Annotated in this window: 9 protein-coding genes; 5 read left to right on the top strand and 4 right to left on the bottom strand. The window is 58.4% G+C overall.

All coding sequences use genetic code 11. The annotated features are described in order from the left end of the window. Positions 1 to 189: 189 nt before the first annotated feature. Together H1B27_RS00495 and H1B27_RS00490 are read left to right on the top strand one after the other, a co-directional pair. Entirely contained in the window at positions 190 to 1,641 is a 1,452-nt protein-coding gene (locus tag H1B27_RS00495; protein ID WP_210343166.1) for a type II and III secretion system protein family protein, read from the top strand. 424 nt (positions 1,642 to 2,065) lie between these two features. Next, positions 2,066 to 2,737 carry a GntR family transcriptional regulator gene (locus H1B27_RS00490; RefSeq protein ID WP_197964570.1) on the top strand — a complete coding sequence of 224 codons (672 nt, stop codon included), beginning with the start codon at positions 2,066 to 2,068 and terminating at the stop codon, positions 2,735 to 2,737. 1,010 nt (positions 2,738 to 3,747) lie between these two features. Here the strand turns inward: H1B27_RS00490 and H1B27_RS00485 are convergent. The 4 genes from H1B27_RS00485 to H1B27_RS00470 form a co-directional block, all read right to left on the bottom strand. Next, positions 3,748 to 4,041 (bottom strand): nitrate reductase, encoded by a 294-nt coding sequence (locus tag H1B27_RS00485; RefSeq protein ID WP_210343165.1) that lies wholly within the window; start codon positions 4,039 to 4,041, stop codon positions 3,748 to 3,750. 105 nt (positions 4,042 to 4,146) lie between these two features. Continuing rightward, positions 4,147 to 5,127, bottom strand: coding sequence for a CobW family GTP-binding protein (locus H1B27_RS00480; RefSeq protein WP_197964568.1), 981 nt, complete (start codon positions 5,125 to 5,127; stop codon positions 4,147 to 4,149). Positions 5,128 to 5,138: 11 nt separating this feature from the next. Further along, positions 5,139 to 6,365 carry a CobW family GTP-binding protein gene (locus tag H1B27_RS00475; RefSeq protein WP_197964567.1) on the bottom strand — a complete coding sequence of 409 codons (1,227 nt, stop codon included), beginning with the start codon at positions 6,363 to 6,365 and terminating at the stop codon, positions 5,139 to 5,141. 264 nt (positions 6,366 to 6,629) lie between these two features. Further along, positions 6,630 to 8,966, bottom strand: a complete 2,337-nt coding sequence (locus H1B27_RS00470; RefSeq protein ID WP_311976918.1) for a TonB-dependent receptor — start codon at positions 8,964 to 8,966, stop codon at positions 6,630 to 6,632. A 278-nt stretch (positions 8,967 to 9,244) separates the two neighbouring features. On the opposite strand from H1B27_RS00470, the gene H1B27_RS00465 reads away from it, so the two are divergent. From H1B27_RS00465 to H1B27_RS00455, 3 genes are read left to right on the top strand one after another with little or no spacing between them, the layout of a single operon-like run. Beyond that, the gene (locus tag H1B27_RS00465) at positions 9,245 to 9,949 is read left to right on the top strand and encodes an ABC transporter ATP-binding protein (RefSeq protein ID WP_197964566.1); all 705 of its coding nucleotides are present in this window, start codon (positions 9,245 to 9,247) and stop codon (positions 9,947 to 9,949) included. A gap of 1 nt (position 9,950) precedes the next feature. After that, complete coding sequence (locus H1B27_RS40940; protein WP_197964565.1) at positions 9,951 to 11,339, top strand: ABC transporter permease subunit; 1,389 nt, start codon at positions 9,951 to 9,953, stop codon at positions 11,337 to 11,339. Positions 11,340 to 11,356: 17 nt separating this feature from the next. After that, positions 11,357 to 12,835, top strand: coding sequence for a DUF3526 domain-containing protein (locus H1B27_RS00455; RefSeq protein ID WP_197964564.1), 1,479 nt, complete (start codon positions 11,357 to 11,359; stop codon positions 12,833 to 12,835). Positions 12,836 to 12,863 lie beyond the last annotated feature (28 nt).

Here is a 12,863-nt window from a genome sequence, read left to right as displayed (position 1 = left end):
GTTCGATGCCTGCCGCGAGGGGAACGTTAGCGTTCTTTTTCCTCGTATGTCGCTGATTTCAATTTTGTTTCAATTGAGTTGGAGGCGCCTGACCGCCTGACCTGCAGCGTTCAATCCGCGTTGGTCGTCACGTGCTCCTGCGAGGAACCCGTGATGCCCTCCGAGGATGAGATGTCAAGGATAATCGTTATGCAGGGCGACATCAGACCATCGTTGCGTGCTTCCAGGCACCGGCTTCCAGTTCTCCTCTTTCTGGCAGTTGTTGCCTTTGGACCCTCGTCGGGAGCGGACGCATCGGACCGCAGATCCGCAAGACAAGGAGACCCGATCGGCCAGTTCGATGCGCGGTTTGTGTCCCTCGGCATAGGTAAATCGATCGTCATCGACCTTCCACGTGATGTAAAGGACGTGCTGGTCGCGGATCCCAAGATAGCAAACGTGGTGCTGCGATCGACACAGCGCGCCTACATCATCGGCGCCGCTGTTGGGCAAACCAACGTCGTGTTCTTTGATACTGTCGGCCAGTCGATCGTCGCCTGCGACATCGCCGTCAAGCGCGACCTGAACGGTGTTCGTGCCGCATTGAAGCAGGCGCTTCCCACCGCCAAAATCCAGATCGACGGCGTCGGCGATGGCGTAATCCTGACCGGCACCGTCGCCACACCCCTCGAAGCCCAGCAGGCCAACGATATTGCTGCACGCCTCACGGGAGCGGCCGACAAGGTCGTCAACTCGATCGCGGTCCGGGGCCGCGACCAGGTCATGTTGAAGGTGACGGTCGCCGAGATTTCACGCGAGATCGTAAAGCAGCTTGGCGTGGATCTCAGCACGAGCCTCAGCTCAGGCACATCGGTTGTGAGCCTGACGTACTCGAATCCATTCACAGCTTACGGCAAGAATCTTGTCGATGGCAACAGCGTGGCTCTGTCAGCCGGTGGAACGACGGCCACGTTGAGGGCAATGGAGAAGGCGGGTATCGTACGCACGTTGGCGGAACCTACGCTGATGGCGATATCGGGAGAGGCCGCCACCTTTGTTTCCGGTGGGGAGTTTCCTGTTCCGGCGGGGTATTCTTGCGACCCCACAACCCATGTGTGCACGACCCAAATCAGCTTCAAGAAGTTCGGAATGTCGTTGAGCTTCACGCCGGTTGTGCTGGCGGAAGGCCGCATCAGCTTGCACTTGATGACCGAGGTGTCGGACCTCTCGAACGAGAATTCGATCACCTTGTCCCAGGCGGTGAGCGACAACACGACCAACTCTCTGACGGTTCCATCCATCAAGACGCGGCGAGCCGAGAGCACGCTCGAGATCCCGTCGGGCGGGTCCATGGCAATCGCCGGCCTGATTCAAGACCAGACAAAGCGAGCCGTGAATGGAATGCCCGGGCTGATGCAGGTGCCGCTGTTGGGTGCGCTCTTCAGGAGTCAGGACTTCGTCAACAACCAGACCGAACTCGTCGTCCTCGTGACGCCTTACCTCGTTCGCGCCGTGAGTCCGAGAGAACTGTCGCGGCCGGACGACGGCTTTGTCGGGCCGAGCGACCCGCAAGCCACTCTCATCGGCAACATCAATCGCCTTTATGGCCGAACAGGATCAACAGGAGCCCGTCGCGGTGATATCGGCTTCATCACCGATTGATGCATTCCCGCCGCGCGCCGGCAACGTTCAGGTAATCTCTGCAACCTCCATAAACATGCTCGGCGATATCCCGCCGTTGTTCGGGCATAGGAACGGACCGAGGCTTTACGGATCAGGATTGGCGAAATGCTCTTTGAATTCTTGGTCTTGCGCATGGGCTTTGGTGCGGCCTGCCTCGCCCTCGTCGGAATCAGCCCCGTACGAATGAGAACGCTGTTAATCATTCTCGGCATCGTTCCGCCAGCAATGCGTAAGGCCCGCCGTTCACAAATTGCGACCCGAGAGAGGTGCCAGCATATGTGCTATCGCCGCCCGCGAGCCAGTTCGCAATTTGATTTCCGCTTGTGTCCTTGACCGGCGTTAGCGCCAAACCCGCTGCGGTCAAGTTCAGGTAGCAAAGCTGGGACGGTTGACCCGGGCAGCTTTGGATCTGCTGATTGCCGACGACGTGATTTTCAGAAGAGCGAAACGTGTTGAACTTGCCGCCCAATACAACGTATCCTTGAGCGCCGTGCGTGAAGCGCTCGCGCGGCTAGCTGCGGAAGGCCTGTTGGACTGGGAGGACCACCGTGGCTATCGCGTCGCATCTATTTCGGCGGACGATCTGATTGACCTGACCCAGACGCGCATCGATCTGGAGAGTCTCGCTTTGCGCCGAGCCATTGCGCGTGGCGACGACACCTGGAAGAAGAAAGTGAGCGATGCGCTCACGGCGCTTCTGGAGTACGAGAAGGAAACGCACCGAAACGATCAGAGGCGACATAGCCTTCATGCTGATTATCACGGAGCCTTGTTCGAACCCTGCGGATCCCTGTGGCTGCTCCGCCTGGGGGGCATGCTGTTTGAGCGCGCAGAAAGGTACCGACTTCCATCGCCCAACTACTCGAAGATGCGTGGCGAAGTAGATAAGAGGCACGTGCATCGTGCCGCAGTCGAGGAGCGTAACGCCGACAAGGCCTGCAAGATTCTGGTTCGACACATACGAGCCACCACAAAAACTCTTCTTGACGTGGCGCCTTCTTCGAAAGTGGCTCGCGAGCTCCGCACTAACAAAAAGAAGCGTGCCGCAAAAGCATTGCCATCCCTGGTGCGGTAGAACCCAGCACACACCGCTTTCGCGATGCACCGTATCGTTCAAACATTCATAGACTTGCTCGCGGCAGCCAACTAAAGATTCCGCGGATTTTTCGGATGCGATGACGGTCACCGCAAAGGCCCGCCATTGACGATCGCTGTGCCTGGTGGCACGCGCCCAAATTGTCCGACTCGTCGCACGGCGTACGACCATCAAAAGCGTCGCACGAGACCCGTTCTGTTCTGCCGAGGAATTAAAAAAAGCCCTTGCGGGCCAATCCCTTGAGGGTGGTGGGCGCACCAGGGCTCGAACCTGGGACCCGCTGATTAAGAGACACGATACGATCGTTGATTTTACAAGATTTTTTTGCCAACTGAGCCAAAATCCGATCATTAGAGATCAAAGGCTTACAATGAGAAATCCAACTGCAAAGTTCGTTGTGGTTGGCAGATGGCATATTTCGAAATATCGGGGGTTCGAGTCACCGGTCCGCAACATCGCGAAATCCACTATTTCGGAGGCATCATTTTCTTACTGGAGAGCAACCTAACTTGGCACGCCACGCCCTAATAGTCCGCCAAAAGCCGCCGATCGGGCGCAATCCGTCGCCGGCATGATGATCGTAGTATGGTCGAGTAGAGGCGTCGATCGCTCGACGCCCCCCTCACAGAGCCGGACGTGCAGCTTTCCCGCATCCGGCTCCTCTGACGAGTAACTTGATCAGGCCATTTGGTGACGCCAGGCGTGTACATGCCCGATCGGTATCGGGAAGACCTTCAAGATCGCGTTGAACCGCTCCCACGACAGATTCGGCCGTTGGCTTCGCCGGAGTACGGTCGTTTCCCCAACTCGTTGCGATTTGATTGCGGCCTCTCCTGAGGCAACAAAACTCGGTTTCAAATCCACCTTCCGTGAGCGCGCCGTCAATCAACACTTGAATGCTCCGCCGCGAACAAGAAAGCTATCAAAATCAGCTCGTCATTCGACCATTTTCAGAGCGTACCTGGACGAAGCGCAGAATGCCGTCACGATCAATGGGTTGGCAGCCGCCGCAGATCAAACGCTGCTTTCAGTTCATCAAGAGTGACCTCGGGAATGGATTTGTGGACTCGTGCAATTGTTGGCTTTTCCCCATCTCTCAAGATCGCGACGATGGTTTCGACGTCGGGACATCCTGGCTCTCGACAGCTCAGCTCACTAACCGAGATAGTTACATCATCCGACAAGCCCAACAGCTTCTGCGTTTGCAGCTTCAGTTCCTGAACTGCCTGAGGATAGCCGGCTCTTTGGACCCGCCGTGCCATAGGTAAGGCAATCTTTGCCATGCTTTTGCGTCCGAATGGATCTTGCGCGGGGCCGTCGGCCTCGGCATGGCAGCGGGCGTACTCCGCTGCCATGCTGTAATTCTAGTACATCCACCCGTGACTGCATCAGTGACTTGAGCCCTGACACCGCTCAAAGCCTGCCTTCAAGACGTCCTCCGGCAGGTCGCGTCCGATGAAGACCAGACGGCTTGTTCTGGGCTCATCAGGCTTCCAAGGGCGTTGATGATCTCCTTCGAGCAACATGTGCACTCCCTGAATGACGAAGCGGTCGGGATCGTCCTGGAATTGGATAATGCCCTTCAGCCGCAGAATATCCGTCCCGAACTGTCGAACGGTCTCCTGCATCCAGGCCAGAAACTTCTCGGGAATGAGGGGTGTCTGGGTCGTCAACGACAGACTCTTCACGTGGCTATCGTGCTCATGGTCGTGAACTTCACTGAGGAAGCCAGGTTCGAATTCAAGAACCCTGTTGAGATCGAACGCATTCCTATCCAGCACTTTCTCGAGCTCGAGCGCGCAACGTTCGGTGCGATGGATCATCGCATAGGGATTGATCGAACGAATCCTTGCCTCGACGAGTTTGAGGTCAGTCTCCGAGACCAGGTCGGTCTTGTTGAGCAAGACGACGTCGGCGAATGCGATCTGCTCTTGCGCTTCGTGCGCCTGGTCGATCTCTCCCAGGAGGTGCTTTGCGTCGATGACCGTGACGATGGCATCGAGTTTCGTGTTGCGACGAACGTCGTCATCTACGAGAAAGGTCTGCGCCACGGGTGCCGGATCGGCAAGCCCGGTGGTCTCCACGATGATCCCATCGAACTTGCCACGACGTTTCATGAGTCCTTCGAGAATCCTGATCAGGTCACCTCTCACCGTGCAGCAGATGCACCCATTGTTCATCTCGAATATTTCTTCGTCCGCATTGACGATCAGATCATTGTCGATTCCAACCTCGCCGAACTCGTTCACAATCACCGCATAACGCTTGCCGTGGGTCTCGGTCAGGATACGGTTCAGCAAAGTCGTCTTCCCTGCGCCGAGATATCCGGTGAGAACCGTGACCGGGGTTTGCAACGACACATCGTTCATGCTCGATCCTTTCAGTGTTGAAGTCGCGCTGCGTTTGGAATGGCAGGCTGAGGTTGTATCTCGGCAGTGGCGTGCCCGAGAAACAGCAATAGCCCACCGACAAGCGCAAAGCCGAGAACGCTCACAGCTCCGGCGGTCAGTATCAATTCGGCCTTCTGGCGCGTTGAGACGCCCGTTATCGCCGTGAACAGAGTTCTCACGACCGCCTCATCGAGCCCATGAGCGATGACGACCATCCGGGTGCGGCGATCCTCCGACGGCCAGGTCGCAAGCCGGTACTGTTGGATCGCATGCTGAACGCCATGCACCACGAGTGGCCGCTCGGGATCGTCATCCAGCGCGACGATGCCCTTCAGGCGGAGCAATTGCGGACCGCCTACGGCCTTGAGCAGATCAACGAATGTTGCGAGATTTCGTGGCGAGACCGGTCGGCTTTCGAGCAATGCCATACTCTGGATGCCAGCCGCCGCATGGCGGCTGCTGACACCTGCGGAATTGCCGTGGACTTGCCCTTGCTGGGCCAAGGCTGCCTCCAGCGCCAACCATCCCTCCACATCGCCGCCCTGCTCGGAAGGAACGTAGCGGCGTGAAGCAAAGAGGGCTGCCAGATCGAATTCTTTGCCGTGGCGGTCCACGACAGATGCGGCAGCGTTGATCTGGCGCATCTTCGACAACAAGCGGGAGAGAGCGGGGGCCGCGGCGGCCTCCGCATCAACATCCGTCTTGGTCAGGACGACACGATCGGCAAACGCCACTTGCTTCATGCATTCGAAGTGCCGCTCCATCGTCTCTTCGATCATTGTCACGTCGACTGTGCAGACGACGCCGGACAATCGAAAACATCTCGCCACGACATGGTCCCGATAGCCGACCGCCGGAAGGCCACCCGATGTGATCTGGTTGATGATCGGAGCGGGATCGGCAAGTCCGGTCGTCTCAACGATCACACGCTTGAAGGGCGGGACAGCCTTGCCCTCCAGGGCGTCGTAAAGGTCGAACAGGGAAGATCTGATGTCGCTGGCAGCTGTGCAGCAGAGGCAGCCCGTCGTTGTGACCATCAGTTCGCGCTTGTTCACACGAACGAGGTCATGGTCGATGGATATATCGCCGAACTCGTTGATGATGACGGCGGTGTCGGCGAAGGCCTCGTTCGCCAGGAGCTCATTGAGCAGCGTGGATTTCCCCGAGCCCAGGAAGCCCGTGAGGATGGTCACCGGAATCGGCTGGTCTAGCTTCATTGCTGCGCAATCAATCGTCGATACGTAATGTTATAACATAACATTTGTGCACGCAACCGCCCCAGCAGTCGATCACGATTGGTTGTGGTCGCTGCCTTTGCTGCGCCTGAGCAGGAGGGCAATTTCAATCGCGGCAGGACCAGCGATAAGGTCCGATGCTGCGCGTCGAGCTGCGCCTGCCACAGACGGACCCGTATGAACTCAGAGCGTGCTCGCCGCGATGCTCATCAGCGGCGGACAAGGGCCCGCAACGAGCCCCGCGCATCAGAATCTGAAGGACGCGCCGACCTCGTAGCTGCGTGGTGCTCCGAGCAGAATCTGGTCTGGATAGAAGGGATTGCTCCATGCCGCGTACTTGGCGTCGGTGAAGTTACGCACCCGAAAGGTGACGCGCGTGTCGGTTACAGTCGGGAATATCGATGACTTCGGAATGTCGACAAACGCAAAGGCGTCCGCCGTTGTGTAGGCTAGCATGGTCACCGTGTTGGCATCGGTGCTGAAGCGGTCGCCGACGTGGCGGACTGACACACCGAGTTCAACCGGGAACCAGCCCGGGTTGAGAAAACGATAGGAAGCCCCGCCGTTCACGATCACAGCCGGTATGTTCGGCGGTGTGTTGCCGGAGAATGATCCACCTGCGAAGTCGTAGTCGGCATAACGCGTATGGAGATACGCAACGTTGCCCCAGAGCTTGACCTCCGGGATCGGCCGCGCCGCCGCGGCGAACTCCACGCCCTGTGATTTGACCTTTCCGGCGAGATTGAGCGTCTGACCGGCTTGCGCCGAATACACATTGCTGCGTTCGATATCGAAAGCCGAAAAGGTCCATTCGGCGAGGCCATTCCACAGCAGGTTCTTGACGCCGGTCTCGTAGCTTCGCGCCGACGTCAAGGTCAACGGCTGGGTCGGTTCGAGTAAGAAAATGCTGCCCGCCGACAGGTCGCTCGCGGTCGCGTATTGACTATAGAACGTCAGCCCTGGAAGCGCTTCCCACGTATAGCCAATACGGCCTGTCACAGGCTGAAAGCTTGCAGAATAAGGAAACCCGGCCTTGCTCACGCCGCTGACATCGGTTGATGTGCGATCGAGTTCGAAGGGGTTGTAACGAAGACCGCCAATCAAAGCGAAATTCTGCGTAATCTTCAGCCGGTCTTCGAGGTTGATTGCGAAGCTATCGATAGTCGCCGTCTGCCGTTGAGTCGACAGCAGTCCGTAATAGCCACGAACGGGATCGACCAGGGTGACCTGATCGGCGGGATAATTGGCTGCGCCGGGTCGCGAAAAATCCAGATGATAGAATTCGAATGCAGTGACAAGCCGGTTCTCCATGCCGAACAGATACGAATTCCACGTCAGATCCGTGTTGTTGCCGACCAGATTCTGGTTGTGATGAACAAAGAACCGTTCACGATCGACCAGGTTGGTGGCGGCATTGAAGGCGCTCACCTCGTTGTTGTACCAATCACGGCTCGCATTGTAGTTATAAACCTGACTTCGGAGCGTGACATCGTTCGTCAGGTTCCACTCGAAGCCTCCCCGCGCCCATGACTCCTTGATCGTTTTGTGGTTGTCGAGCACGTTGTAGTTCGTCGTCAGGGACCGGCTGTCGATGGTGACTGCGCCGAGGTTCGTGCCGTTGTAATTGGACACTTTCGTCCCTGATACGATGCCGGAGGTTGCGAAGGGGCCACTGAAGGCGATGGGAACAAGGGGCGTGCCTTCGTAGACGCGCGCGTTGTAGTCCTTGTACTCGGCGGCACCGAAAACCTTGAAAGCGTTAGTCAGGCGATAATCCAGTTGCCCGGAAAAGTGCAGATTTTTCGCGTAGGTATCGTCGATGAACCCATTCTGCTTGGCGCCGCTTATGTCGAACCGATAGTCGAGGCCTTTGATGTTGGTGCTGCCGCCAGAGCCGTACCCACTTCGGATACTGCCGAACGAATCGAATCCGATGAATGCTTCATTCGTGATCGGGCCGGTATGCGGCATCTTGGTGACGTAGTTGATGGCGCCGCCAACCGCACCCTGCCCGGACATCAGGGATGACGGCCCTTTGAGAAATTCGACGCGATCGAGATTGAACGTCTCCGCGTTCAGCGACGTGAAGCTGGTCGGACCGAGATTGATGCCGTTGTAGGTCACGTTGACCTGGTCGCTCTGGAAGCCCCGCATGGAGAACGACACGTCACTCGGCGCATCGCCGGCGGTCACGCCGGTCGCGCCCTTCACCGTGTCGATCATGGTATTGTAGCCCTGCTCGCGGATCGTTTGCGCGCCGACGACTTCGACGGAGGCGGGAATTTCTCGCGGAGTCAATCCGAGCCGACTCGCACTTGGCGTAACGACATTGGTGTTGAGTGGCGTCGCCGGCAGCTGCTGTTGCCCTTGCGATTGCGACGAGGCCTCAACGGTGGTCGAGGGGCGCGCAGTTCTGCTTGTCTGGGACACGCGGCCTCGTTTGGAATTCGAAGCCGCCGTCGATCTCGCGGTTTGTCGCCGTTGCGGCGCCTCGACAGTGACAGGCGGAAGTGAAGTCGCCGCCCGATCAGGCGCCGACGAAGGCGCCTGGGATTGCCCATGGGCCGCCCCAAATGGCAGCACGCCGACCGTTATCAACAGACTCGACAGAGAAACAGAACACAATAGGTAACGCACACTGGCCCCCTACCCCGCGGCAGCCATGTACCCCACGTCATGGCTTCACAAGAGCGATGTAATGTTATAATATTACATTCGTCAAGACGCGGTCCTACGTCACGACAGCAGAACCCTTTGATCCTCCGTTGATCGCGCGGCGCTGTTTGACGAGCTCAAAATTGCTAATTGCGGGGCGTGAAAGCGGCTCGGCAACGTGGCGCAGTGAAGGTTTACGAAAATTCATGCTCGATGCGATTGAAGTGACGAAGCAGTTCGGTGCCAAGCGTGCTTTGGACAATGTCTCGCTCTGCGTCTTACCCGGCGAAATCTATTGTCTGCTTGGGGCCAATGGCGCGGGCAAGACGACGCTGGTCAATCTGTTCCTGAATTTTCTCCAGCCCACATCCGGCAGCCTGCAGATCGGCAAGCTCGACGTTATGAACCAATCGCTGGAGACCAAGAAATTGCTCGCGTACGTTCCTGAACAGATCACGCTCTATGGCGTGCTCTCGGGCTTGGAGAACCTGGCGTTCTTTTCCTCACTCGCAACGGGCGAGCGTTTGTCGCGCGAGCGGTTGCTTGAATTGCTCCAGGCGGCAGACCTGCCTCGCCAAGCAGCAGATGAGCGGGTCGCGACCTATTCGAAAGGCATGCGTCAGAAAGTGGGGATTGCCATCGCACTGGCCAAGAATGCCAAAGCCCTCCTGCTCGACGAGCCAACTTCGGGACTCGATCCGTCCGCGGCCAATGAGTTTTCGGAGCTTCTCGTCAAGGCCAGCAATGAGGGCGTGGCCGTGTTGACGACGACGCACGACCTCTTCCATGCGAAGCAGACCGGGACCCGCATCGGCATCATGAAGCAAGGCAGGCTGGTGGAAGATCTCCGGAGCGAGGACGTCAGCCTTGCCGATCTTCAGGCGCTGTACCTCAAGCATATGAAGAACTGACGTGTTCGCGATCATTGCCGCTAAAGACCTGCGCGAATTGGCTCGCGACGGGCGCCTGCTTTGGGCCGGCGGGCTCATCGTCATCCTCATGCTGGTCGCACTTGCTGCCGGATGGAACAGGCAGGTGCAGCTCAACAGCGAGCGCATGGCCGGGCAGGCCCTCGATTATGACGCCTGGCTTCACCAGGGACATCGGCATCCGCACGATGCGGCGGAACAGGGCATGCACGTGTTCAAGCCTGAACCCCCGCTCTCCGTCTTCGATCCGGGCATCGGGCCATTCGTCGGCTCGACCGTGTGGCTGCAGGCGCATCGCCAGAGCGAAGTGAAGTTCCGACCTGCCCAGGATGCAACCGGCTTGCAGCGTTTCGGCGAGTTATCGCCAGCCTGGCTTCTTCAGGTCTTGCTTCCCCTGCTCATTATCGTCATCGGCTTCAACTCGGTGAGCGGCGAGCGCGAACGTGGAACGTTGCGCCAGCTTCTCAGCCTAGGGGTGCCCGCGCGAAGCCTTCTGTTGGGCAAGGCGGCTGCACTGGCGAGCTGCGTCGGTCTTCTGATTGCACCGGTCGGCCTTGCCTTCGCGGTGCTCGTCGTGGCTCGCCTCCCCGCTGCGGAGCGTTTCGACGTGGTCTATCGGATCGCCTGGCTCGTGGCAGGATATGGCTTCTACCTCGGCATTTTCATGTTTCTGACGCTTGCGGTGTCCGCCCTCGTGCGTTCGTCACGGGCCGCGCTCGTCTTGCTCCTGGGCTTCTGGGTTGCAGCAACGCTGATCGCGCCGCGCACGGCCTCCGAGGCGACAAATTTGCTCTATCCCACACCCTCCCGGCTCGACTTCGACAATCATCTCACGCGCGACCTGGCCGATGCGGGCCGCAAGGCGTGGTCCGCGCATTTCGGCACGCAAACGCCCTGGGATCCATCGATTCCGCTCAGCAAGTGGGGTGCGGCGCTGAAGGTCGACGACGAGGCGGGGTACGGCGCGCTCGATGAAAACTTCGGCAGGCTGTGGGACACTTTCGAGCGTCAACAACGCGCGCAGGAATGGGTCGGCCTCGTTGCTCCGGTTGTTGCACTCCGCGGCTTCTCGATGGGCATGGCGGGAACCGATTTTTCCCAGCATCGGGACTTTTCAACCGCTGCCGAACTCCAACGCCGGAAGATTCAGGACATAGTCAGTGAAGATCTCATCGAACACGCCGATCGCCTGAACAATGCGCATTTCACCTACAAGGCCGGTCCCGAGCTGTGGGCAAGAGTACCGCGGTTCAATTACGAACCTCCGCCTGTATCGTTTGCCCTTTCCCATCATTGGACGAGCCTGGCGCTGCTCGCCGTCATGTTCTGCTTGTCCGCCGCACTTGCGCAATACGCGCTCTCCCGCCGTTGATGCGCTAGGCACGTCGAATGAACAAAGCCAAGCCTCGTCCGCTCTCGACCCTTTCGCTGATCGTCTTGCACGAAACCCGCATCCTTGTTCGCGATCGCACGCTGCCGTTGGTGTGTTGCGTGCTGGCGCTCATGGTGGGTTACGGACTGTTCGTGGGACTGTCGCAAGCAACGCTCCGCGACCGAATGGTCGATCAGGTTCTCAAACACGAACAGGAAACCCAAGCGGCGAACGCCAGCACACTGCGAACCGTTCTCGCAGGGAAAACGGCGCTGATACCATTCTCCAATCCGGCGAACCCCGCTGCCATGGCGGGCACGTTGTCCGGGCGCTATGCCACAATGGCCAACGCACCGCTCGCGGCCCTGGCGATCGGCCAGTCCGACATGATGCCCAATTATTATCGCATCAGTTACATGAGCAAAGTCCAGTTCATGTACGACACGGAGATCGAAAACCCCTGGAATCTGCTTAGCGGGCACTTCGACCTTGCGTTCGTCATCGTATTCGTACTGCCGCTGCTGGTGACCACGCTGAGCTATAATCTGCTGTCGGCAGAGCGCGAGCATGGCACCTTGCGCATGCTGTGTTCGCAGCCGCTTTCCATGGCGACATTGTTGAGCGGGAAAATCATCGTGCGCGCGCTTGCGCTGATGGCAGTCGTCATCCCCTTGCCGCTCATTGTCCTTCTCTTGATCCATCCCGGGGCCCGGGGCACCGAGCAATTGGTTTTGATGCTGTCGTGGTCGGCACTCGTCGCGGCTTATGTCTTGTTCTGGTTCGCGGTCGCGGCCCTTATCAACGCCATCGGTCTCTCCTCTTCGACCAATGCGCTGATCATGGTCGCAACATGGACTTTTTTTGTGCTCATTCTGCCGGTGACAATGAACCTTGTCGTGGGTCTGATCAGCCCGGCCCCCTCCCGCACGGAGTTGGCGAGCCGCACGCGTGTCGCAACGGCGGAATCATTGCGAGAATTTGAGGACCTCTACAGCGCGGATTATCGCTATGCCTCCGATCCCGAAGCCCTGCTGGTCAAGGATGAGCGCATCGAAGTGCCCTCGCGCATGCGTGCATTCTTTCTGTCCAAGCAAAAAGTCGACGAGCAAGTCGAGCCAGTCCTGAAGCGCTTCGACGAACAACTGCTGCAGCAGCAGAAATTGGTCGACCGCCTGAGCTTGCTGTCGCCCGCGATCCTCGTCAATGAAGCGCTGACTTCCATTGCCGGCACCGACGCACGGCGATTCCTCGCCTTCAAGGACCAGACAGAGGCCTTTCACAACACATGGCGGCAGTATTTCTCTCCTCGAATCCTGGAGAGCCGCGCCATGACCCTGGAAGATCTGTCATCCCTGCCTCGATGGCATTGGATTGAAATGCAGGCGAGCGAAACCAGGTGGATCGTCTGGTGGAGAACTGCATTGATGCTGGTGCTCGCATCCGCGATCGGCGGCCTCGCGCTTGCGCGTTCGTCCCGCGGTTCGGCCGGATTTTGAGCGGAGCGAGAGTTAGGTGGATATCGCC

This window comes from Bradyrhizobium diversitatis, assembly GCF_016031635.1.
Classification (GTDB): Bacteria; Pseudomonadota; Alphaproteobacteria; order Rhizobiales; family Xanthobacteraceae; genus Bradyrhizobium; species Bradyrhizobium diversitatis.
This window is presented reverse-complemented; position numbering and strand designations above follow the sequence as displayed.

Coding starts and splice junctions, on each gene's coding strand:
- H1B27_RS00455 (WP_197964564.1), top strand. CDS start 11,357: ATGAACAAAGCCAAGCCTCGTCCGCTCTCGACCCTTTCGCTGATCGTC.
- H1B27_RS00485 (WP_210343165.1), bottom strand. CDS start 4,041: ATGGCAAAGATTGCCTTACCTATGGCACGGCGGGTCCAAAGAGCCGGC.
- H1B27_RS00495 (WP_210343166.1), top strand. CDS start 190: ATGCAGGGCGACATCAGACCATCGTTGCGTGCTTCCAGGCACCGGCTT.
- H1B27_RS00475 (WP_197964567.1), bottom strand. CDS start 6,365: ATGAAGCTAGACCAGCCGATTCCGGTGACCATCCTCACGGGCTTCCTG.
- H1B27_RS00480 (WP_197964568.1), bottom strand. CDS start 5,127: ATGAACGATGTGTCGTTGCAAACCCCGGTCACGGTTCTCACCGGATAT.
- H1B27_RS00465 (WP_197964566.1), top strand. CDS start 9,245: ATGCTCGATGCGATTGAAGTGACGAAGCAGTTCGGTGCCAAGCGTGCT.